At 67.0% G+C, this 22,679-nt stretch carries 14 protein-coding genes; 3 read left to right on the top strand and 11 right to left on the bottom strand.

Features of this window, described 5'->3' with window-relative positions:
- Positions 1 to 32: 32 nt before the first annotated feature.
- The 11 genes from ACAM42_RS03005 to phnD (ACAM42_RS02955) form a co-directional block, all read right to left on the bottom strand.
- Positions 33 to 1,943: a protein kinase gene (locus ACAM42_RS03005; RefSeq protein ID WP_369631067.1), complete on the bottom strand. Its 1,911-nt coding sequence runs from the start codon at positions 1,941 to 1,943 to the stop codon at positions 33 to 35.
- 745 nt (positions 1,944 to 2,688) lie between these two features.
- Positions 2,689 to 3,324 (bottom strand): type VI secretion system-associated protein TagF, encoded by a 636-nt coding sequence (gene tagF, locus ACAM42_RS03000; RefSeq protein WP_369631066.1) that lies wholly within the window; start codon positions 3,322 to 3,324, stop codon positions 2,689 to 2,691.
- The gene (gene tssM / locus ACAM42_RS02995; RefSeq protein ID WP_369631065.1) at positions 3,321 to 6,923 is read right to left on the bottom strand and encodes a type VI secretion system membrane subunit TssM; all 3,603 of its coding nucleotides are present in this window, start codon (positions 6,921 to 6,923) and stop codon (positions 3,321 to 3,323) included. The genes tagF and tssM overlap by 4 nt, the downstream gene beginning before the upstream one ends.
- On the bottom strand, positions 6,920 to 8,257 hold the full coding sequence (locus tag ACAM42_RS02990) for a DotU family type VI secretion system protein (protein WP_369631064.1): 1,338 nt from the start codon (positions 8,255 to 8,257) through the stop codon (positions 6,920 to 6,922). Before ACAM42_RS02990 ends, tssM begins: the two co-directional genes overlap by 4 nt.
- 124 nt (positions 8,258 to 8,381) lie before the next feature.
- Positions 8,382 to 9,713, bottom strand: a complete 1,332-nt coding sequence (gene tssK, locus ACAM42_RS02985; protein WP_159278702.1) for a type VI secretion system baseplate subunit TssK — start codon at positions 9,711 to 9,713, stop codon at positions 8,382 to 8,384.
- Positions 9,714 to 10,035: 322 nt separating this feature from the next.
- Positions 10,036 to 11,172 carry an MFS transporter gene (locus ACAM42_RS02980; protein ID WP_369631063.1) on the bottom strand — a complete coding sequence of 379 codons (1,137 nt, stop codon included), beginning with the start codon at positions 11,170 to 11,172 and terminating at the stop codon, positions 10,036 to 10,038.
- A gap of 182 nt (positions 11,173 to 11,354) precedes the next feature.
- The gene (locus ACAM42_RS02975) at positions 11,355 to 12,389 is read right to left on the bottom strand and encodes a DUF6708 domain-containing protein (protein ID WP_369631062.1); all 1,035 of its coding nucleotides are present in this window, start codon (positions 12,387 to 12,389) and stop codon (positions 11,355 to 11,357) included.
- On the bottom strand, positions 12,386 to 14,668 hold the full coding sequence (locus tag ACAM42_RS02970) for a T6SS effector BTH_I2691 family protein (RefSeq protein ID WP_369631061.1): 2,283 nt from the start codon (positions 14,666 to 14,668) through the stop codon (positions 12,386 to 12,388). Before ACAM42_RS02970 ends, ACAM42_RS02975 begins: the two co-directional genes overlap by 4 nt.
- Positions 14,669 to 14,679: 11 nt before the next feature.
- A complete protein-coding gene (locus ACAM42_RS02965) occupies positions 14,680 to 15,039 on the bottom strand; it encodes a DUF2628 domain-containing protein (protein WP_369631060.1) in 360 nt (119 codons plus the stop codon).
- A gap of 263 nt (positions 15,040 to 15,302) precedes the next feature.
- Positions 15,303 to 16,322, bottom strand: coding sequence for a phosphate/phosphite/phosphonate ABC transporter substrate-binding protein (phnD, locus tag ACAM42_RS02960; RefSeq protein ID WP_369632712.1), 1,020 nt, complete (start codon positions 16,320 to 16,322; stop codon positions 15,303 to 15,305).
- 11 nt (positions 16,323 to 16,333) lie between these two features.
- On the bottom strand, positions 16,334 to 17,383 hold the full coding sequence (phnD, locus tag ACAM42_RS02955; protein ID WP_369631059.1) for a phosphate/phosphite/phosphonate ABC transporter substrate-binding protein: 1,050 nt from the start codon (positions 17,381 to 17,383) through the stop codon (positions 16,334 to 16,336).
- A 164-nt stretch (positions 17,384 to 17,547) separates the two neighbouring features.
- On the opposite strand from phnD (ACAM42_RS02955), the gene ACAM42_RS02950 reads away from it, so the two are divergent.
- The 3 genes from ACAM42_RS02950 to ACAM42_RS02940 all read left to right on the top strand — a co-directional run bounded on the left by ACAM42_RS02950 (position 17,548) and on the right by ACAM42_RS02940 (position 22,674).
- Positions 17,548 to 19,455: a hybrid sensor histidine kinase/response regulator gene (locus ACAM42_RS02950; protein WP_307697131.1), complete on the top strand. Its 1,908-nt coding sequence runs from the start codon at positions 17,548 to 17,550 to the stop codon at positions 19,453 to 19,455.
- Between the two features lie 226 nt (positions 19,456 to 19,681).
- On the top strand, positions 19,682 to 20,689 hold the full coding sequence (locus ACAM42_RS02945) for an ABC transporter substrate binding protein (RefSeq protein WP_369631058.1): 1,008 nt from the start codon (positions 19,682 to 19,684) through the stop codon (positions 20,687 to 20,689).
- Positions 20,686 to 22,674, top strand: coding sequence for an ATP-binding protein (locus tag ACAM42_RS02940; RefSeq protein ID WP_235926898.1), 1,989 nt, complete (start codon positions 20,686 to 20,688; stop codon positions 22,672 to 22,674). The genes ACAM42_RS02945 and ACAM42_RS02940 overlap by 4 nt, the downstream gene beginning before the upstream one ends.
- Positions 22,675 to 22,679 lie beyond the last annotated feature (5 nt).

Genomic DNA, 22,679 nt, shown 5'->3' with positions numbered 1-22,679 from the left:
GGGGCCGAAGGCGGCCGACGCTCTACAGACGATTACTTCTCGACGATTTTGAAATTCGCGACGCCATAGACGTCGTTGCACGGCGGGGCGCCCGGCGCGCAGACCGGTTTGCCCAACAGCGGCGACGGCCCGGTGCCGCGTGTGGCTTCGAGTGCCGCGAGCACCGGCAGCGGGAACTGCGGGAACACGCCTTCGTTCTGCACGCCCGAGGCGCCGAAGTCGCGCTCGTGCTCGCTCACGAGCACCGCGAACTGGTTGGTGCCGGCCGGCCCGCCGGCGTCCATCGGCCAGGAGGCGCGCGGCAGCGCCAGCGCGGCGTTGGCGGTGATCTTGTTGTACTTGTCGAGCAGGTTCGGGAACAGCAGGAACATCTCGCCGCCGCTGGACAGCAGGAACACGTAGACGAAACCGTCGCGCTTGCTGCGCACCTCGAAGGCCAGCTTGTCCTTGCCGATGGCGACCTCGGCCTTCTTCGGCGTGGCCGTGACTTCGAAGCCCGGGGCGGCGCCGGCTGCGAGCGATTGCAGGGATTCGGCGGGGGTGCGTGGCTTGGGAGGCGGCGGGGGTGGCGGTGGCGGTGGGGCCTCGGCGACCTGGGTGGGGGTGTCGGGTGGGGGCGCGGGCGTGGCGGTTTGCGCCGTCTTGCCCGCATCGCCTTCGCTGCCCGAGCGGCCGAGGAACCACCAGCCACCACCCGCTGCGGCGACCAACACGGCGGCGGCGACGGCGCCGAGGACGGCCTTGCTGCTGCCACCACTCTTGTTGTCGTTCGCAACAGGTGCCTTGGCGGCGATCGGCTTCGGCATGTGGGCCGTGCCGATCACGGTGGGTGCATCGGCACCCGACTGACTGCTTCGCGCACCCGACGGCGGCACGGTGCGCGGCGTCGGCGCGATGCTGTGGCCGACCTCCAGGCCCAGCGCAGCGCGCAGCTCGGCCATCGACTGCGGCCGTGCTTCGGGTCGCACGCCCAGGCCCGCATCGATCGCCGCGAGCAGCCGGTCGCTGTAGCGCTGGCGCAGGATGTCGTTGCCCGCGAGCGGCACGTAGCTGTCGGACAGCAGCCGCGCCACCGAGGGCGGCGGTGCGCGGCCGCACACGGCGACGTGCATCACGGCGGCGAGCGCGTAGACGTCGGTCCACGCGCCCTGCGACATGTCGGGCATCTCGGCGTACTGCTCGATGGGCGCGTAGCCGGGCTTGAGGATGACGGTGATCGCCTGCGTCTTGTCGGTGATCACGCGGCGCGCGGCACCGAAGTCGAGCACGACGGGGCGGCCGGAGCCTTCGAGCAGGATGATGTTGTCGGGGGCGATGTCGCGGTGGTAGCAGTGGGCGTTGTGCATCACGGCGAGGGCTTGCGTGACGCCGTCCATGATGCGGGTGAGCCAGGCTTCGTCGACGCCTGCGGGGATGGCTACGAGTGCCTCGCGCAAAGTGTCGCCCTTGTAGAAGGGCATGACCATGTAGGTGGTGCCCTTTTCTTGCCAGAAGCGGTAGACCTTGAGGAGCGAGGGGTGGTCGAACTGGGCGAGGAGGCGGGCTTCGTTGATGAAGCTGCGCATGCCTAGGTCGAAGGTTTCTCTGTGTCTTTCTGACAAGGGGACTACGGTGCCGTCTTGCTGTCTTGTGGATAGCGAGGTTGGGAGGTATTCCTTGATGGCTACTACGCGTTCCAGGGTGTGGTCCCAGGCCTCGTAGACGACGCCGAAGCCGCCTTGGCCTACGACTCGGGTGACTTCGAATTCGGCTAGGCGGCTGCCTACGGGGAGGAGGCCTGCGTCGTGGGTGGCTGTGGCGGGACTTGTTACCGGGGTGCCTGAGGCTGTGGTGAAGCCGCCGGCTGTGATGACTGTGGCTCCGCCTGTGTCAGCTTCGGTTGTGGGCGTGCGTGAGACGACTCGGGTGCGGTCGTCTTCCGGGGGAAGGGCGTTGTCGGTCATTGACCTGCTCCTGCTAGGTGAACGCCGTTTTGGGTTTGCTTTCCGAGGCCGGGTCTCGCCCCGGCGGGCGACCTACTTTTCTTTGCTTCGCCAAAGAAACGTAGGCAAAAGAAAGGCGACCCTGCTGTCTGCGTCCCTCCGCTTCGCTGCGGGCAACCTGCGGTGCTCACGTTTCGCGGGGTCTCGCAGAACTCGCTTCGCTCAAACAGCTGCGAGCCCTGATCCGCGAAACGCTCCGCTCCTCGGCGCATACAGAAGGGGTTTGGATACCAACGGGCCATCGCTTTGCTCGGCCAGTAGGCTGCAGCAGGCGCTTCGCGCCTGCTGCAGCTCGCATAGGACGTGGCGTTGCACTGGGCAGGGTGCAGGCGCAGACACATGTACGAGTGCGAGTGCGAGTGCGAGTGCGAGTGCGAGTGCGAGTGCGAGTGCGAGCAAACCCGTGGCATCAGACTGTTGGAAGTTCCCGGGCCGAGCGAAGCAAAGGCCCGAAGTTCCCCCTCCCCTCTGGCTGCGCCGAGGAGCGCAGCGTTTCGCGGATCAGGGCTCGCAGCTGTTTGAGCCGAAGGCGAGTTCTGCGAGACCCCGCGAAACGCGAGCACCGCAGGTTGCCCGTAGCGAAGCGGAGGGACGCAGACAGTGGGGTCGCCTTTTCTTTGCTTACTTTCTTTTGGCGAAGCAAAAGAAAGTAAGTCCGCCGCCGGGCGGAACTCCCGGCCTCGGAAAGGAAAAGAAAGCACCGCCCTCATTCCCCACCCCCAAGAAACAAAGCCTCAAACTGCAAATCCCGAGGAAGCCCAGTAGCCAACATCCGAACCCCGCCTTCCAAACCAGGCGTCTCCATCCAAAGCGAGGTTCCAGCCAAAGGCAGCTCGAGCGATCGGACCTCAACAGCGGCCTCATCGGCAGCAGAAGTCACAAACAACTGACTCAGCACCGCATCAAACCGCAGCGCATCCAAATCACCCTCAAGCCCTTCAAGCACAGCCTGCGTCCCCAACGCCCACCACCGAAGCGCAGCAACAAGCGCCTCTCCATGCAGCGCACCAGGTACGCCTTCATCCAATTCAACGGCGAGAGTGAACGGAAAGTACCGCCCCACCCCATCCACCGAAGGCATCAACACCCCCATCCACCCCCGCTCCCCCACCACCTGCGCCCCCAGCACAAAGCACCACACCGGCGCCTCCAGGTAGTGAGCAGTCCAATCCGCATGCCGATCCCGCAGCCGTGCCAACCCACGTTGCAACCACGGGTCCCAGACAGAGCGAAACGACTCCGGCAACCGCCGATGCGCAAAGTCCCCCATCCCCGGCAGCTTGCCAAACCACCCCGGCAACTCAGAGGAGACGAAGAGAGAAGAAGAAGAGGCCAGACTCACAACCCCTCCGGACAAGAAAACTCCCGCAACTCCTTCAACCGAATCGGATGCTGCACGCTGTTCGTCGTCACCTCGAACCGCGTCTTCCGCGCCCCCACCTGGAACGTGATGAAGAACTTCTCCGGCGCATCCCCCGCTTCCAGCTGCCCGTCATCCAACGTACGGAACAAAGCCCAAGGCCCATCCATCGCCGACCCCGAACTCCCCGTCGTCGACGGCGGACTCACCTGAACGCGCACCTGGTTGCTCCCCTTCGGCCCCGGCCACTGCACCGCCATCGGCACCACCGGCCCGTGCGCGTACTTCACCAGCTGCCCGTCCACGTCGAGGATGAACTGCGTGATGCCCGCGTCCATCTCCACCGGCTTGAAGTCCAACCGCATCGACGGCCCGCGCCCGCCGCCGCGGAAGAAGATGTCCTTGATGCGCGCCGCGCGCTCGAACTGCGCCAACGCCTGCGTGGTGATCGCGCCGCGCTCGGCCACGGGCTTGTAGCGCCACGGCCGGGTGCTGGTGTCGACCAGCGCGGCCAGGCGCTTCTGGAAGAAGTCGTCCATCAGGCCGCCGGCGCCGAACATCTGGCCGAAGTCCTCGGGCAGCACGTCGCGCTTGCTGCTTTGCACGAAGGGGTAGCGGCCCGCGATGGCGCGGTTGCAGAACTCGGTCACGGGGCGAAGGTCCTGGCTCAGGTTGCCGCGCTCGGCCACCTGCGCCTGCGCGGCGCCGGTCTGGCTCAGGTTCTCGATCATGCTGCGCACCGGCTCGGGCAGGCGGCCCGCGTCCGACTTGAGCTTGCCGGCCACGTCGCCGGGCGGCGGCGAGGTGCGGCCCTTCACGGCCGTGTCGACGGCGTTGAGGTACACGTACACCTCGTTGAAGAGCTTGAGCGCATCGTCGATCGGCGCCGGCTGGTTCGGACCGCCCGCGGTGACCAGACGGCGCAGCGACTCGAAGCGGTCGTCCACGATGCTCTCGATGCGCTTGCCCGGCGCCACCTGCTTGCCGGGGTCGCTGCCGAACAGGTCTTCCAGGCCCTTGCGCGTGTTGCGCACGGTCTCGGTGGCCTTGCTGACGACGTCCTTGTTGGCATCGGCCGCAGGAATCAGCGTGGTCTGCTTGACCACCGCGCGCAGGAAGTTCGCGAGCGGCGAATCGACGCCCGAGAGAATCCGCGCGGTCTCGATGTTCTTCTCCAGGCCGCTGACGCGGATCAGTCGCACGTCGGCCAGCAGCGCCTCCCACTGCTTGACGTACTCCTCGAGGTACAGGCGCCGCACGCGGTCGGTGAGCGCGCCGAGCGCCGCGGCGTCGCGCAGGCGCTCGCTGGCGTTGCGGTCCTGGCCGAGCACCCACGGGTCTTCGGCGGCCAGCAGGCCGGTGAGCACCACGACCTCGTTCTGGAAGCGCTTGTGGTACCCGTCGTAGGTGAACATGCCCGGCACGCCCTCGCTCAGCGGCTTGCCGCTGATGCGCTCGAACACCAGTGGACCCGACGGGCCGGTGGCCTGCGCCACGCTGAAGCCCGGGATGTCCTTGGTGGCGCGCTGGCGCTTCAGGCGGCTGAACACGCGCTGCTCCAGCGGATAGCTCGCGAGCACGGCGCGCACGCTGCGTACCAGGTTCTCGTCCATCTTCAGCGGCGAGCGCGGCGGGCCCTGGGCGATGAGCACGTCGAGTTGGTCCTCGAGCGCCTTGCGCTGGTCTTCGGGAATGCCGCGGTCGAGGTTGCGCGCCCAGTCGAGCGTGATCCAGGCCTTCAGCGCCTCGGGGTCGAAGCGCTCGGGCTGGTAGAGCATCAGGTAGCTCTTGAGCGCTTCATACGTGAACTCGAGGTTGTCCTTCTGCGCGGTGCGCAGCTGGTCCTCAATGCGCTTGGCGATCTGCGGCAGGAAGGCGTCGTTGAGCGCGCGCTGGTGCGTGAGCATGGCGGCGGCATCGAGCTTGTCGCCCTGGTACAGGCCCAGCGTCATCGACAGCGGCTCGTCGCCCTGGCGGTTGTCGGGCGTCTTCCAGATGTCGCGCAGGCCCTGCAGCACGGGCGCGACCTCGACCAGGTTCTGCACGCGCGTCGGCAGCGCGGCCAATGTCTTCTGCGCGGGCTCGACACGGGCCTCGACCGACTTCAGGTAGTTGTTGTTCTGCCAGGTGCTGTAGCCCCAGGCCGCGAGCAGCCCGACGGTGAGCAGCGTCATCGCAGCCACGCCCGCCAGGCGCAGCGTGTTGCGGCGGCGCTCCAGCTTCACGTCGGCACCGGCCAGGCGCTGTTCGGGGAACACCACCTCGCGCAACAGCGCGGTGAGAAAGTAGCTGCGTCCGCTCGACTTCTGCGGCGCGAGCATGGCGCGCTCGATGCCGAAGCTGCGCGCCAGGCTGCCCATCACGCGGTCGATCGGGCTGCCCTCTTGCGTGCCGCTGGTGAAGTACACGCCGCGCACCCACGGCGGCTGCGCAAAGCGCGAGCCGGTGAACACCTGTTCGAGCAGGTCGGAGAGGAGCGGGCCGACCGAGCCGAACTGCGCCGGAAAACCGAAGATCGCCGCGCGGCGCGTGCCGTCGGTCTCGCGCTGCATGCGCGCGATGAGGCCGTCGTTGACGCGGTTGTGCAGCAAGGCGAACTCGCGCTGGAAGGCGGCCGACAGGCCCTTCTCTTCAAGCTGCACGTTCTCGTCCGCCGGCAGCGTGAAGCCGAAGACCTGCGCGCGCTGCTCCTTGCCGAGGTCGTCGAAGTAATCGGTGAAGCCGTAGAGCAAGTCGCTCTTCGTCACAAGCACGTACACCGGCAGGCGCGTGGTGAGTTTGCTGTCGAGCTCGAGCAGCCGCGCGCGGATCGACGCCGCGAGCTGCGTGCGCGCCTCGGGGCCCTGGCTCAGCAGATCGCCCACGCTCACGGTGAGGAACACGCCATTCAGCGGGCGGCGCGGGCGCGCCTTCTTCAGCAAGCCCAGGAAGCCTTCCCAGGCGCTCTTGTCTTCCGACTGGTGGCTGTCCTGCGTGGTGTAGCGCCCGGCCGTGTCGATGAGCACGGCTTCGTCGGTGAACCACCAGTCGCAGTTGCGCGTGCCGCCCACGCCGCGGATCGCGCCGGGGCCGAACTTCTCGGCCAGCGGGAACGAGAGGCCCGAATTGACGAGCGCCGTGGTCTTGCCCGCGCCCGGAGCGCCGATGAAGACGTACCACGGCAGGTCGTACAGGTAGCTGCCGCCCGAGATCGACAGCCAGTCGCGCCAGCCCGGCTTCTTGCCGGCGGCATGCAGGCGCATCTGCTTGAGCGTGGCGACGGCTTCGCTGAAGCGCGTGTCGAGGATCTTCTGTTCGCCGTCGACCGGTGCACCGGTCTTGGCGGCCGGCGCCTTCATGAGGCCGTCGGTCAGGTGCTGGCTCGCGCGGCGCGCGCGCCAGCGGCGGTACAGCGCGCGCAGCACCACGATGAGCACGATGACGCCGATGACGATGGCGCGCGTCATCTCGCCTTCGAGTGGCGCGAGCGAACCGATCTTCACCAGCGGGCCGATCCACCAGATCAGCAGCGCGACGACGATCAGCGCGAGCAGCGTCAGCAGCAGCGGGCTGAACAGGAAGCCGAAGATTTTCTTGATCATTTCGTCGCTCCCGGGGCTGCGGCAGCGAGCCGTTCGGGTTCGGTGAGCAGCACGATGTCGACACGGCGATTGCGCGCGCGGTTGGCCGGCGTGTCGTTCGCCACCACGGGTTCGGCGTCGGCCTTGCCGTCGGAACGCATGCGCGCGGGCTCGACCAGCGTAGAGAGCGCGCCCTTCACCGCGTCGGCGCGCGCGGCCGAGAGGTGCCAGTTCGACGGATAGCGCAGCGAGCGGATCGGCTGGTTGTCGGAGTGACCGGTGATGAGCACTTCGCCCTTCACCTCGGCCAGCGCCTGGCCGATGCGGCGCAGCACCGGCAGCGAGGCCGCCATCGGCTCGGCGCTGCCCGAGCCGAAGAACGAATCGCCGCGCAGCCGCACCACGCTGCGGTCGGCCTCGTCGGTCACCGTGACCAGGCCCTGCTTGATCTCAGGCTCGAGAAAACGCGCGAGCCGCGGCGACTTGGCCGGCGCGGCGGGTGGCGCGATCTGGATGTTGGGCACGCGCAGGCTCGACACGGCCGCGTAGGTGGTGTCCGAGCGGTGATTGAGCGTGAGCCGCAGGCCGAACCACGCCAGCGCCAGCAGCAGCGCGAAGCCGGCCGCGAACACCCACAGCGGCAGCGACTCGCGCAGCCGCACCGTGCCCGCGCCCTGCCCGCGCCAGTGCGGCGACAGCTCGGGTTCGACGGCCGGACGGTCTTTCGCGATCAGATCGGCCAGGCGCTGGCGCACCGAGTCGAGCTGCGCACGGCCGTTGTCGACCACGCGGTAGCGGCCCTCGAAGCCGAGGGCGAGCACGCTGTAGATCAGCTCCAGCAGCTGGCGGTGCGTGGGCACGTCCTGCGCGAGCTTGGCCAGCAGCTGGAACACCTTTTCGCCGCCCCAGGTCTCGTTGTGGAACTGCACCAGCAGGCTCTGCTTGTTCCAGCCGGCCTGCACGCCCCAGGGCGTGTTGGCCACCGCCTCGTCGAGTGCGGTGCACAGCACGTAGCGCGCGGCCAGCACCGACTCGTTGCCCACGCCCGCGCGGCGCGCCGCGGCATCGAACTGGTTCACCGCATCGGCGGTGGACGCGCGCAGCGCCGGCACGTTCGGCGGCTGCGCGAGGTTGCGCAGCTTGCCGATCAGCACCAGCAGCTTGCCCGCAGCCGAGACCAGCGGATTGAGCAGGCCGATCTCGCCCACCTCGGCCACGGGCGTCGGATCGGCGCCGCCGAAGAACGGCGCGGGCGCAGCAGCGGCCGGCGGCGCGCCGCCCGGCGTGCGCGGCTTGGGCTTGATGACCGTGCGCTCGGACTCGAAGGCGGCAAAGGGGTCGGGAGGGGTGCTCATGAGAACTCCACGCGGGTGACGTCCCTTCGGGAGACACCGCGGAACCGGCTTTGCCGGGCCGCTGGTGTCGCCCCCGGTGAGGGGGTTGGCGAAGCGACACGAAGTGCGCGAAGCCTGGGGGTGGTCATGATCTGATGGCCCAGAACGCGAGGTCCAAGCCGGGGAAATCGCCCGCGATGTGCATCGCGATGCCGCCCGATTGCTCGAGCTGCCGCCACAGGTCGCTGTTGCGCGTTTCGAGTTCGAAGTAGTTGGCGCCCGTGTGGAAAGGAATCTGGCGCGGCGCGACCGGCATCGGCGTCAACGTGACGCCCGGCAGCGCCAGGTTCACGAGGTCGCGGATGCGCTCGACCGGTCCGATCTTCACCTGCGTGGGGAAGCGCGCGCGCAGCGCCTCGCTCGGCATGTTCGCGCTCACCGCCAGCACGAAGGTCGCCTTGCGCTGCAGCTCGACGTCGGTCACCACCGCCACGCGCACGCCGTGCTTGCGGTCGTGCAGGTCGATGCGGATCGCCGACTGCTCGAACACCATCGACAGGCTGCGGCGCAGGTCGTCCATCACCGGGCGGAAGCTCAGCGCCAGGTCGTCATGGATGTAGGGCCCGAAGCGCGTCACGCGGCGCGTGTCGCGGAAACTCGCGAGGTCGCCGGCCAGCCCGAGCGCGTGCTCGAAGAAATGCTGCGGATGCAGCATCGCGCTCTTGGCGAGGTGCGCAAAGATCGCCTCGTTGCGGTTCACGGCCTGCAGCAGCATGAAGTCGGCGATCTCGGCCACGCCGCCGGTGCCGCCTTGCGTCATGCGCCCGGCCAGCGCCTCGCCGCGCTGGCGCAGCAGGCCCAGCAGCTCGTCGAGCCAGGCGCGGATCACCGCATGGCCGGCCACGTCGAGCAGCGGCGGCAGCATGCCGCGGTCGAGCTGCACCTGGTTGTCGACCCGGCGCTCGACCACGCGGGCCACGCCCAAGGTCGCCCACGCGTCGGTGGCTTCGCTGGCGCGCATCAGGCGCGTGTGGAGCTGGCCGAGTTGCAGCATCGCGGTGCGCTCGCCGGCCGTGTTGGAGTCGGGCACGTCCGACTCCAGCACGCGGTGGCGCACCAGCTCTTCATATTCTTCAGCGTCGGCCTCGCGCGCCCCGGCGCGGCGCAGCGGGAGTGCCAGCACCACGGCCTCGTCGCGCATGGACGCCGGAATGTCGATGGGCTCGGGCAGCGGATCGACCGCCGGCATGTCGAACACCGTGCCGTCGCCGAAGATGCCCACCGCCCGCACCAGCGCCAGCTTGCCCAGCGTGAGCGCCGCCGCGTCGATCTCGACTTCGGCGAAACCCCAGGCGTAGGGCGTGGTGGTGCGCAACAGCACATGCCGCGCATGATCGGCATGGCGCTCGCTCTGCTGCAGGTGCTGAGGCTGCAACAGCATCCCCTCGCTCCAGACCACTTTGGTTCGCCAACTCATCCGCACTCCGTCAACGGCAAGGGTGCCGGGAAGAAAGAAGAAACACGAAGTTTCCGGCGCGGGGGAGCGGAGGCAAATCCGCCTTAAGGCCTAGCTAATGGCCTAGGTGGGGCGGGAGGGGGTACGGCGAAGGGAGTAGATGCGGGGCCGTACGGGGTGGGCGCTCTGGCGGGATGCGGCCAGGAAGCGCGCTGTCGGCTCACCCGTTCAGAACTGGGGCGACGAGCCCGTTCGCAAGTTCCGACCGGTATCGGAACGCAGGTTGGACTCGTTCATCATGAACCCCTGCGAAAGATCAGCCACCGTCTGTCCTCGCAGCGACTCATGGCTTCACAGCCCATCGCATCGGCTCCTCCGGCCCGATGCCGCTTTCTCTTCGTTTCTGGCCGCAGTCGCTGTTCCACTCTTCGGGAAAAGTTGGCCAATAGCACAGCCGCTCGGCCAGACTGTTCAACGGCGCCCAAGGCATGTTGGCGGCATAGTTGACGTAGATTCCCGTCGATGTCCCTCCACCTGCAAGATCGTCATTCGCATGCGACCGGTGCATCACCGTTTCTTCCAAGTGTTCGCTTGCGCCACTGAATCCCTTTCGCAGCCAGTGGTCCGCACCGGGCCAGGGCACACTGCTCATGCCTTCCTCCATGTAGGTCCGGATGTACTGCCACAGCGATTCACCGGCACCTTCGTCGCCGACCCAGATGATGTCTTCGCCTTTGCGCTCGGGGTCGTTGGCATCCAGCGGCGGCCAGTACAGCAGAAGGTATCGCGTCCGACGCCCTTCCAGCGATCTCGCTTCTCGCGCTACCGGATCGTTCGCGATCTGGGAGGGTGTCCAGGAACTGGGTGGCACCCAGTTCACATGCGCTTGCACTCGGTCCCAATCCAGAACGGCATTGCCACCGTACCTCTTGGGACGCAGCACATAGACCGTTCGCTTCGTTCGGTTGAAGCGATAGCGAGCGCGCAGGGACGTAAAAAATGCAGGGGCAAAAATTGAGCCCCAAAGAAAATAGAACACCGTCAGGGAGAAGATCAAGAATCCGAACCCTATGCCCATGCCCATGCCAATCAGTCGATCGCGCGTCAACTGCAAGGCGCCCTGAAGGATTCCGAAGGCGTCACCTACAAGCAAGTAGATGAGAGAGATGCCAGGAACGATTGCCACCACGAACAGCATCAACGCCAAGGAACGTGCCATCCCTCCTGGATTGCTCAGCTCGATGAAATGCTCATTGAAATCGAATACTGCGCGCATTGATGAGAAGCTCGGTCGCGCGAAGGCCTCCTGCTCATTCCGCTCTTTTCTCGTTGGTTTGCGAGAGCCTTCTTCTCGCCGAGCTGCCCCCTCTTTCGGACCATAGAGTCGCGTTTCCCCGGCAACATCCGCGTGATATTTCAATGCCGAATGAATACCTCCGCTTCGTTTTTCATGCTGAAACGCAGCCTCAAAGATAAACACGACATGAGCTCCTGAGCCAAGCCGGCAACAACGTTGGCCAACTGGATCTTCATGGAATCTAGGCCCTACGGATTTCGAAGCCCTGAAGCGCGGAACGAAAACAGAGGATCGCGAGCATGCGGCTGAACCTCCTGTGAAGAGATGTGGCAGCCCTACTCAGCCGCAATTGCGACAGAGCGCAGCTAGGAGGCATCTGCGGCACTTTCAATTTCCTCTGGAAACCGTGCCTGCCATGTCAGGCACTGCCCGAGGAAGTTGCCGATGAAAATCAAGACGATCAGCGGAAGGATCAGCAGTGAGATGCCATCACTGATCTTCCCGATGAACCCTTCTTGCTGAAATGCTGGATACCACTGAGTCACGCTGAGCCACGCTTCCTTGATGCTGGGTCGGTAACCAATGACTGTCTTCGGTTTGGGTACCGCATCGGGTCCCTCCTCCATATATCGACGGATGTACTCCCAGAATGCCATCCAATCGCCCACTGTCTTGAAACTGGTCCGTCGCCCGATGAACTGCATCGCACCGACCTTGCCCAGCTCCGTCTCACTTCCCCAGATCAGCACAGGCCAATGCATCAGAACGGCATTGGCGTCAGTGCTCTTGCTCAAGCTTGGGTCAGTATCAGACCAGTCGAACACCATCAAGCCACCCGCGTACTTTGGGCGAAGCAAGTAAACCTTCTGGGTTTCCCGATTGAATCGAAGGCGGATCCAGCGTTGGGTGAGCAACTCGTAGCGGAAAAAATAGCGCTGCATTGCCCAAGTAAAGCCAGTCGCGAACAACGTGAATCCAATGGCATTGAGCAGCGCGACCAGTGCCGTGGTTCTAACCAGCACCGTTCCATCCGCACGATGCCCGGTCGAGTACAGAAAGATGACGTCCAACCATCCACTGGCGACAAAACTCCACGCCATCCAGTAGCCCCCCCCCCCAAACAACGTGGTGATGCCCCGGATGTCGTTGCTCCAAGTCCTTACCTCAAGCCATTTGTCGTTCCGGGCATGCAGCAAGCCTTGGTCGTCTGCCCGCTCCACGATTCGTTCGTGCCGATCGTAGGCTTGAGTGCTCTCGAGTTGCTGTCGAGTGAGCAGGAGTCCTCCCTTTTTTGCCTTGTTGATCGTTTCATCAGGGGTATGTCTGCGCCCCAATCGAAGCTCTTCCGAGGCCAGTTCTTTCGCTGCTTCATAGTCGATTTTTTCGAACCAGTACATCATTCCTCTGTCACCTTGAAAGCGATGTACAGGGCCGTCAGCTCTTCACCGGCCTTTTCATAAAGCGGTTCGGACTGGTTTCCAGGTTTTGGCGGCAACCGAAAGCTCGACCGCTTGATCCACTTTTGAATTTCGTTGTCACCGAGCTGTCCGATGATCCATGTAACGGCCAGGATCGTCAGCGTGACCCACAAATTGGCGGCCAATAGAGCGGTCCTTCCAAGCGCAAGCGCAGCGGCTCGGGCGGCAAGGACCTGCAGCGCTCTACCTCGCAACGACTCGAACCCCACGCTTCTTGCCAAATGCTCCATGAGTGGACCGGTATACGAAAACCCCAGAGCTAGCCCAACAGTGAAGTTGACGCTGTGAGCAGCACCGCGTCCAAAGAACAGCCAAGTCAGTGCATATTTTTCCTCTTTTCTGGATTTTTTTCCGTCTCCGTAGTCCAGACAGGCCGACACAATCCCTGCAATTCCCGCCAACGCATTCCCTGCCAGCTTGAAACCACCGAGCCGAATTGCGGCCATGGCCAGAGTGCCGCCGTAGGGAGCACTCTTCGCTATCAACCACTCTTGTGTCATGGCTCCAACTTCCAATCCCGCAGATGTGGTTGTCAAGGCTGCGGCACTGAGCTCCCAAGCTGCCTTTTGCGCCGAATCTACGTCTTTGGCGTCTGCCAACTGCTTTGCCTTGAAACTTAGAAGAATGCCTTCAACAAGAGTCATGACACCAGTTAATCGCATCTTGAAGAAGTCTCCGCCTCTTCCTTCTGCCATGATCTTTTTGACCGCTGCATGGCTTTCGGCCTTCAGTTGTTGCTGACTCCATTTGAACTGGTAGTCGGCAACGATTCTGAATTTCTCCGGCTCTATGTCCTTCAAAGCCCGTCGATAGCGCGCATGCAATTCGATAGCAGCGGGGCTTCCAGTGCCCGCAACCAGGCTCATCATGAGCGATCGAGCCAGCCTCTTTTCCAACTCGATTGTTCCACTTCCCGCCTTGAAGACCGCATGGCCAATCAGATTGAGGATAGGACTGAACCCGAATATCGGTATGGCTCTGCAGATGCGTATGCTGGCGTCGTTTTTTCCTGCGATAAGGTCGTTGAACTTCGCGAACTTGTCGAGCTGGTCCTTGAAGGACTGAACCATGCTTGCAACAGAAGTAGCGGGGGCCTGTGCAGCCGCCATGGCGGCCCTGAAGCTTTCTTGCGCATCCTCCTGATTCATCAAGTACCCGCGCCACAGAAGATTTTTTGGCTCGTCCGAATGGTCCTTGGCCCACGCCATGAGTCGCTGTTCACAAAGTGCTCCGCCACCGTTGAGGCCTTCGAGAATTCCATTGATCTGCGCAGCACACTTGGCGCCTTGTTCGATATCGCTGCGTCCCTTGCCGTTGTACAAGGCCAGTGCTCGTTGAAGTTCACCGCAGTTCAGCCAGGCCAACGAATCTGGTGCGCGTTCATGGGCAACACCCTCGAAGGCTTTTGCCTTCTCTACGTAGTCGGCCTGAACTTTCTCCATGGCATCCGGATTGATCCCCAAGGCGTATTCATCCCATCGGGAATTCACACTTTTGGCAGAGTTCTCCTTCGCGTTCTCGATCCTCTTCAGATAGGCGATGTAATCAGCACGCGAATCGAATACGCGAGCGTTCGAGCGCGCAGCGCCGACCAACTTCGTCGGCTTGTCCTCGAGAAAAACAGGGTCCCGGGTCGCCCTTTCGCTTGCTTCGATCTCGCGCGACATGTACGCAATGCGACGCTGCTTGAAAAGCACCTCCATTCTTTTCCATCCGTCCGCAATCTCGAAGCGCGTCTTGCGAGACTGCTTGTTGCCCGGCGGCGGCGCGCCGGACCCGGTCACAGTGGGAGCGCCTACCGCGTTGTCCACCACGTCACCCCAAATGATCAAATCTCGGTAGGGCTTGTTGCGCCAGTGATTCATTTCCTGAGCAATCCCGATGGCATCTGGGCATGCCGCAACCACGCCCAGGGGCTTCTTCCGATCGGAAGGATCTCCGGCCAACACTCTGGCGATCTCTTGGAGACGCTCTCGATGCACGTCGGCGTAGGATGGCAATGTGCCCGGCCCCATGCGCTCAGTCCTTCGCCAATGCCCCCACGGATTGTCTGCGCTGAAAATATCCCCGGAAGGGGGATCGGTGCGACTCTGCTTTAGGGCAGCATTGACGTAGATCGGGACTTGTCCTTCGCCATGACCCTGCTCCACAGTTTCAATACCCATCACTCCATAGAGCTGTTCATTGAGGCCCGCCAGCATCGCCTCATCGTTCAGAGCAGCCCATTCTGCAATCCTGATTGGCAGTTCTCCACATTGGCGGCTTGCACCACCGCAATCTCCTCATAGCCCCTGCGAATCTGTTGTCCCACGCGCAAGGCGTTCCCACCCATACCGAACCCCACCGACACGATGACAGAAAGCACGTTGAGCAACCCGTCCGTGGCTGCCGTTCCTATGGTGTCTTCTCCGAGGATGATGAGCATCGCCAAGCCCATAAGGCCCAGCCCCACCCACCACATGCGATGGAAAAGGGCCCAGAACGCCCCGAAGAAAAACCCCGGCCAGCTCCAGCCGTCCTTGATGGCCTGCACACTGCCGAGGGGGTCCTTGAATATCTTGTAGGTCTTCATTGCGTGACTGCCTTCCCGATAGAGATCGTTGTTGTCGGATGCGGGCTCTCGCCCCGTCCTCTCTCCGACGCGCAACGCACACCGCACAAAGCCGTTCGCAAGAACGCCTTCGACGACAACAGCCTTCACCCGGAAAGAGGTCGCGCAGTGTGGAAGCCACCACGCGTTTGCATTGACAACAATGGTCGCCCGCCGCGGCGTGTCTTCGGATACCCGCGCAAAGCGCGTGATTTGTCATGGGCGCGGCCTGCGCGGGCCGTGCCTCAGCGCGAAGCGCTCGACGCCTTCAGCGCCTCCACCTGCGCCGCATACGCCTTCTCGATCCGCTGCAGCCGATGCTCCCGCGCCGCATCGTTGACCCACGCGGCTGACAACGCGCGCTGGCGCCCCAGCTGGTATTCCAGCTTGGCTTCCGGCAGCAGCGCGCTGTCGTCCGCCGCGACGTAGCCGTACGCCGCGCGCAGGTTCTTCAGCACCTCGCGCTCGGCGTCGGCGCGTGGACCCTTGCCCTTGCCGTAGCCGACGAGGAAGGCCTGCAGCTTCGCCTGGAACTCGGGCGGGTAGTCGCGGCGCACCACCATCGGCGCGCCGGGCGGTGGTTCGGATTCCCAGATCACCTGCAGCCGCGCGGCCTCGACCGGGAACTGCTGGCGGAAGCGCTCGAAGTCGGTGGTGTTGTTGGTGGCCACGTCGGCATCGCCGTTGGCCACGGCCAGCGCGGTGGCCTGGTGGGTGCCGACGAACTCGCTGCGAAAGCGGGTTTCCATCTCGATCTGGTTCGGCAGGAAGAGCTGGCTCTGCGGCACGATGAAGCCGGTGACCGAGCGGCTGTCGCCGCGCGCGAGCCGCCAGCGTTCGGGCTGGGCCAGCAGGCCTTCGAGCGTGTTGAGCGGCCCGGTCTTGCGCGCCAGCAGCACGGCGCGGTGCTCGGGCATGCCGTCGCGCCGCGCGATCTGCGCCACCACCTTCATGCGCCGCTGCATGACGGCGTCCAGCGCCATCTTGGCCGAGAGAAAGGCCATGTCGATCTCGTCGCGCCCGATGGCGCGGTCGAGCTCTTCGTACGACGGCACCGAGTACGCGCTGACGGGCAGGCCCAGCGCGCGGCTCATGTCGGCCATGAGCGGCGTCCACAAGGCGCGCGACTCGACGGTGCCGCCCAGCGGCAGCACGCCGAAGCGCACTTCCTTGATCACCAGCGGGCCCTTCGCGGAGGGCACTGGCGCAGGCTGCGCGCCCGCCGGCCATGGCGCCATCAGCGACGACACGGCCAGCGCGAGCATCGTGCGACGGTTCAAGGGCTCACATCCTTCAGCACGGCGAGCTGCTCGGCGTAGCCGCTCTCCAGGCGCTGCAGCCGCGCCTGGCGCGCCGCATCGTTGACCCACTGCGCGGTCTTCGCGTTCTGCATGGCGAGCTGGTAGGCGAGCTTGGCGGCGGGCAGCAGCGAGCTGTTGTCGGCAGCGACGAAGCCCGCCAGGTCGTGCAGCGACTTGAGCACCACGCGCTCGGCGTCGCCGCGCGCTCCCTTGCCGCGGCCGTAGGCGACCAGGAAGGCCTGCACGCGCAGGCGCAGCTCGGGCGGGTACTCGCGGCGCACGACGATCTGCGCGTGCGGGATCAGCTCCGACTCCCACAGTACCTGCAGCCGCTGCGCCTCGGCCGGAAAGCGCAGCTTGAAGCGCTCGAAATCGGCCGAGTTGTTGGTGGCCACGTCGGCCTCGTTGTTGGCCACGGCCAACGCATTGGCCTGGTGCGTGCCGACGACCTCGCTCAGGAAGCGCGTCTCCATGACGATGTGGTTCGGCAGAAAGAACTGCAGCTGCGGCACGATGAAGCCCGACACCGACTGCCGCTCGCCGCGCGCCAGCCGCCAGCGCTCGGGCTGGTCGACGAGGTTTTTCAGCGTGTTGAAGGGCGGCGCCTTGCGCGTGAGCAGCAGCCCGCGGTAGCCGGGCAGGCCGTCGTGCCGCACGACCTGGGCCACGACCTTCATGCGCTTCTGGCTCACGGCGTCGAGCGCCATCTTTCCCGACAGGAACGCCATGTCGACTTCGCCGCGCTGGATGGCCTGCTCCAGCGCCTCGTACGAATTGACCGAGAGCACGCTCACCGGCCTCTGGATGGCGCGGCTGAGTTCGGCCAGCAGCGGGTCCCAGTCGCTGCGCGACTCGAAGGCACCGCCCAGCGGCAGGATGCCGAAGCGCACCGGCGCATCCGCGGCGGGTGCCGCAGCCTGCGCCGCCGCCGGCAACGGCAGCAGCAAAAGCCCCATGGCCAGCGCCAGGGCCGCACGGCGGCCGGTGCCGGGGAAACTGCCGAAACGACGCAAGAAGGCGTGCATGGAAGGAGCGGAAGACACGGGGCCCGCGGCGAGCCGGCGGGGTCTAACATGGGCGACGCGGACGCCATTACATCCCAAATGCGAGTCTTTCTCGTGATGTTTTTCCGGTCTTCCCTGTTCGGGGCCGTGGCCCTAAGCTCGCGCCCCATGCGTTCAAGGCCTTCATGAACTGGAACTTCCGCCTCCTGCGCGGGCTGGCCCGCCTCACCTTCGCCCAGCAGCTGATCCTGCTGGCGCTGGTGCCGGCCACGGCGGCCACGCTGGTGGCCATTGCGGTGCTCACGCGCCAGCACCTGGGCAACCTCACCGAGCTGATGCGCGCCAACGCGCAGACGGTGGCGCTGCAGGTGGCCACGGTGGCGCAGGCGCCGCTGGCGCGCATGGACCGCCGCGCGCTGGCGCGCACCGCGCAGACGGGCACCTACCAGCCGCACGTGCAGCAGGTGCAGATCTGGACGGAAGACGGCGAGATCGTCGCCAACTCCGAAACCGTCGACCGCCGGCGCGGCGAGGGCCTGCAGGTGGTGGTGCCGATCGTCAGCGACGACGGGCGCCACAACGGCAAGGTGATGGTCGAGATCGGTCTGGACGCGGTGCAGAGCGCGCGCCGCTCGGTCTGGCTCAACGTGGCGCTGGTGCTGGCCATGAGCCTGCTGGGCGTGGGGCTGGCGGGCTGGTGGGCGGCGCGCCGCATCAGCGAGCCGATCCGTGCGCTGGGCGAGGCGGTCGACCGGCTCGGCGCGGGCGAGGCCGCCAGCGTGGCGATCGAAGGCACCTCCGAGGTGCGCCACCTGCAGCACGGCTTCAACCAGGCGGCGCGCGCGCTCGCCGAAAGCCACCGGCTGCTGCAAAGCCGCATCAACGAGGCGACGGCCGAGCTGGCGCGCAAGAACCAGTTGCTCGAAGTGGCCAGCCAGGCCAAGACGCGGCTGCTGGCCGCCGCCAGCCACGACCTGCGCCAGCCGCTGCATGCGCTCACGTTGTTCTCCGACGGGCTGGCCAATGGCGAGACCGACCCGGTGAAGCTGCAACGCATCGGCCACATCCGCGAGTGCGTGGATTCGCTCGACCGGCTGTTCTCGGAGCTGCTGAACCTGTCGCAGCTCGACGCCGGCGTGCTGCAGCCGCAGTGGGCCGACTTTCCGCTCGACCGTCTGTTCGACGAGATCAGCCGCAACTTCCGCCCCGTGGCCGAGCAGCAGGGCCTGCGGCTGGTGGTGCGCAAGACCGAGCTGTGGGTGCGCTGCGACTACGTGATGCTCTCGCGCATCCTGAACAACCTGGTGTCGAACTCGCTGCGCCACACGGTCGAGGGCGGCGTGCTGATCGGTGCGCGCGCACGCGGCAAGGGCGTGCGCATCGACGTGGTCGACACCGGCGTGGGCATTGCCGCGCACCACCAGGCGCGGGTGTTCGAGGAGTTCTACCAGGTCGAGCCGGCCAGTCGCAGCAACGCGCCCGGCGGCGCGCGCGGCATGGGCCTGGGGTTGGCCACGGTGCAGCGGCTGGCCGAGCTGCTGAACACGCGCGTCGAGCTCAGCTCGCGCCTGAACAAGGGCACCTGCGTGCGCGTGCAGGTGCGCGCCGCGCCCGCCGCGCTGCCGGCGCCGGTGGCACCGGCGCCCGCGGCGGCCAGCGCCGACGACGAGAGCAACGGCGACAGCCTGGCGGACCTGCGCATCCTTGTCATCGACGACGAGCGCACGATCCTCGAAGGCCTGAGCGTGGTGCTGTCCAACTGGGGCGCCACCGTGCTGGCCGCGCAGACGCGCGCCGAGGCGCTGGCGCTGGCCGACCACTGGGACACGCCGCCCGACGTGGTGGTGAGCGACCTGCTGCTGCAGGGCGGCGACAACGGCCTCGATGTGATCGCCGCGCTCGAGCGCCACCCCAACGGCATCGGCGCCGGCACCGCGCGCCTGCTGGTCACCGGCGAGACCAAGCCCGACCGGCTGCGCGAGGTGGCCGCCGCCGGCATCGCCGTGCTCTACAAGCCGGTGTCGCCGCGCGTGCTGCGCCAGGCGATCCAGGCGCAGCGCGCGGCCGCGCTGGTGATTGCAGCGGGCCTCTGACACGGTACCTTCCCGGTAGGCGCCGGGTAGTCCGTCGGACATAGACCAAGCAGCCGCCGCGGTGTGATCTTCCTCACACGCGCAGGCCCTCGCGCATGCGGGCATAAGCCCTCCGCCTTATCGCGGGAAACAGGGCGCGTCCTTACATTGGACCATTGCCTCTCGCTGCACAAAGCAGTCCATGTCCGTCGCTGTGAACCCTCCCATTCCGCTTTTCTCCGGAAGAGTGCACCGTGCTGTCCACGCGCTGCTGGCCTTCGGCCTCGTGCTGTGCCTGGCCGCCGCGCCGCGCGTGGCATCGGCGGCCACGCTGACGGTGCTCGTCGGCGACGACCAGGCCGCGTCGGCCGAGTTCGTGCAGCAATTGCGCACCGGCCAGTCGGCCTCCGGCAAGTTCGAACTCGTGCGCATCGGACCGGGCGCCCCGGCCGCGGAGCCGGCCAGCACCGACACCGAGCCCGCCGCCAACACCGGCGTGCGCACGCGCAGCCTGCGCACCGCGAGCGACGCGGGCCTCACCGTGGCGGTGGGCACCGCCGCTGCGCGCGCCGCCCTCGAACGCCCCGGCGCCGAGCCGCTGGTGCTCGCGATGCTGAGCCGGCTCGACTACGAGACCCTCAAGACCGCCAGCCCCGCCGCCCTGCGGCGCAGCGACCGGCGCGTGGGCGTGCTGCTGCGCGACCCGGCCATGGCCGACCAGCTCGCGCTGGTGAACGCCGTGCTGCCGCAGAAGCGCCGCCTGGGCGTCATCGCCACGCCCGAATCCGAACCGCTGGTGCGCGAACTACAGCGCGCCGCGCAGAACGCCAACCCGGCCTGGGACCTGCAGGTCGAGATCGCGCCCGACGCGCGCTCGCTCGCTGCCGCGCTGCGCGCGCTGGTGCCGCGCAGCGACGCCCTCATGGTGCTGCCCGACCTCATCGGCGACAGCCAGGCCGCCACGCTCTCGGTGCTGCATGCCGGTGCCGGCGCGGGCCTGCCGGTGTTCGGTGCCAGCGAGGGGCTGGTGCGCTCGGGCGGCCTGGCGGCGGCGGTCTCCACGCCCGGCCAGCTCGCGCAACAGGCGCGCCAGCTCGGACAGAAGGTGGCCAGCGCCGGCAGCACCGGCAGCGGCCCGCTGGTGGAGGCGGCCACGCCGGCCACCGTGCGGATCAACGCGACCGTGGCACGCGGGCTCGGCCTGCGTCCGCCGGAGGAACGGGAGCTCACCGAACGACTCGCAGCCCCGCGATGAGCACCACGCCGGTCCCCCCAGGCCCGCTGTCCCGTCCGACGGCGGCGGGAGCAGCCACGGCGACCGAATCGCCACCGCCGCCCCCACCTCCAGCCGCTGCCTCGCTCGTCGTGCGCGGCAACCTGCAGCGCGACCTGTTCCGCCTGGGCGTCGTGCCCTGCGCCGCGGTGGCGCTGGCGCTCACCGGCTGGTTCACGCACAACCGGCTGCAGACGCTCGAAGCCGCCTTCGACGCCGAAGGCCAGGCCGTCGCCAAGCAGGTGGCGGCGATGTCCGACCTGAGCCTGTACGCGGGCGACCTGCCGGCCCTGCAGAACGTGGCCTCGGCCGCGTTGCGCGGCGGGCAGGTGACGCGGGTGGAGATCAGCAACAGCGCGGGCGTGTACGTCACGGCCGGGCCGAAGAACGAATCGCTCGCGCAGCTGCGCATGTTCAGCGCGCCCGTCACCTTGCGCGAGGCCTCGCGCGCCAGCGCCTTCGCGCCGGCCGGCTCCACCGCGGCGGGCGACACGCCCATCGGGCTGGTGCAGACCTTCCGCGACACCACCGCCTACACGCACGAGCGCAGCCGCTCGCTCATCGCCGGCATCGGCATCGCGCTGGTCGCGCTGCTGGCGGCCTGGGCCTCGGTGCGCCACATGGCGCGCACGGTGGCGCGGCCGCTGCGGCGCGTGTCGCGCACCGTGGCGGCGCTGGAGGCCGGCCACTTCGAGGTGCGCTGCGACGTGGTCGAAGGCGGCACGCGCGGCACGCACGAGCTGGCGGTGCTCGCGCACGACATCGACCGCCTCGCCGAACGCCTGCAATACAACCGCCAGGTGAGCGAGGAGCGCGTGCGCGAAGCCACCGCCGTCGCGCTGCAGCGCATGGCCGAGGCCGAGCAGGCCGCCCTGTCGCGCGCGCGCTTCCTGGCCGCCGCGAGCCACGACCTGCGCCAGCCGCTGCATGCCATGGGCCTCTTCATCGACGGCCTCCTGCCCAGCGCCACCGAGGCGCAGCGCCCCGCCGTGCTGCGGCTGCAGGAGAGCACCGGCTTCATGGGCGTGCTGCTGGACGACCTGCTCGAAATTTCGCGGCTCGATGCGCAGGTGCTCACGCCCGCCATCACGCGCGTCTCGCTGGCCGCGCTGTTCGACCAGCTCGACGCGCAGCACGCGCCCGCCGCCAGCGCGGCGCAGGTGCGGCTGCACTGGCGCGACCGCGGGCTGGCGGTGCGCAGCGACGCGGCCATGGTGCAGCGCATCGTCGGCAACCTGGTGGCCAACGCGCTGCGCCACGCGCCCGAAGGCGGCACCGTGCTGGTGGCCGCGCGGCGCAGCCGGGCCGGCGTGCGCATCGAGGTGCGCGACAACGGCGTGGGCATCGCGCCCATCCACCAGGGCCGCATCTTCGAAGAGTTCTACCAGGTGGCCAACACCGAGCGCGACCGCCGCCGCGGCTTCGGCCTGGGGCTGGCGATCTGCGCGCGCATCGCCACCCTGCTGGGCACCCGCATCACCGTCCGCTCGGCGCTGCAGGCCGGCAGCACCTTCGCGTTCACGCTGCCGCCCGCACGCAAGGCCGACGTCGCGCCGCCCGAGCCCGCACCGGTGGCACCGGCGCCGCTGGCGGGCCTGCGCTGCCTGGTGGTGGACGACGACCCCGCCATCCTCGACGGCACGCACGCGCTGCTCACGCAGTGGGGCTGCGAGGTCGAATGCGTCACCACCGGCGCCGAGGCGCTGGCGCGGCTGGGCACCGGCGACATCGTCTACGACGCCGTGCTGTGCGACCTGCAACTGGCCGGCGACGCCGACGGCGTGGAAGTGATCGATGCCGCGCGCCGCCTGCAGCCCGGCGCGCTCGCCGTGCTGGTGTCGGGCGCCACCGGGCCCGAGGTGCTGCAGCGGCTGCGCCACGGCGGCGTGACGCTGTTGACCAAACCGGTGGCGCCGGCCAAGCTGCGCGCACTGCTCACCACGCGGCGCCACGCGCCCGGCGCCTGACCCCG

The sequence above is a fragment of the Variovorax sp. V35 genome (assembly GCF_041154465.1).
Lineage (GTDB): Bacteria > Pseudomonadota > Gammaproteobacteria > Burkholderiales > Burkholderiaceae_C > Variovorax > Variovorax boronicumulans.
The sequence above is the reverse complement of the archived record's forward strand: the minus strand, read 5'-3'. Positions and strand labels throughout refer to the sequence as shown.

Bases quoted from the DNA above. Each gene is read 5' to 3' on its own strand.
- ACAM42_RS03005 (WP_369631067.1), bottom strand. From the start codon at position 1,943: ATGACCGACAACGCCCTTCCCCCGGAAGACGACCGCACCCGAGTCGTC.
- tssM (WP_369631065.1), bottom strand. From the start codon at position 6,923: ATGATCAAGAAAATCTTCGGCTTCCTGTTCAGCCCGCTGCTGCTGACG.
- ACAM42_RS02990 (WP_369631064.1), bottom strand. From the start codon at position 8,257: ATGAGCACCCCTCCCGACCCCTTTGCCGCCTTCGAGTCCGAGCGCACG.
- tssK (WP_159278702.1), bottom strand. From the start codon at position 9,713: ATGAGTTGGCGAACCAAAGTGGTCTGGAGCGAGGGGATGCTGTTGCAG.
- ACAM42_RS02975 (WP_369631062.1), bottom strand. From the start codon at position 12,389: ATGATGTACTGGTTCGAAAAAATCGACTATGAAGCAGCGAAAGAACTG.
- ACAM42_RS02970 (WP_369631061.1), bottom strand. From the start codon at position 14,668: ATGCTGGCGGGCCTCAATGAACAGCTCTATGGAGTGATGGGTATTGAA.
- ACAM42_RS02965 (WP_369631060.1), bottom strand. From the start codon at position 15,039: ATGAAGACCTACAAGATATTCAAGGACCCCCTCGGCAGTGTGCAGGCC.
- phnD (WP_369632712.1), bottom strand. From the start codon at position 16,322: ATGCTCGCGCTGGCCGTGTCGTCGCTGATGGCGCCATGGCCGGCGGGC.
- phnD (WP_369631059.1), bottom strand. From the start codon at position 17,383: ATGCACGCCTTCTTGCGTCGTTTCGGCAGTTTCCCCGGCACCGGCCGC.
- ACAM42_RS02950 (WP_307697131.1), top strand. From the start codon at position 17,548: ATGAACTGGAACTTCCGCCTCCTGCGCGGGCTGGCCCGCCTCACCTTC.
- ACAM42_RS02940 (WP_235926898.1), top strand. From the start codon at position 20,686: ATGAGCACCACGCCGGTCCCCCCAGGCCCGCTGTCCCGTCCGACGGCG.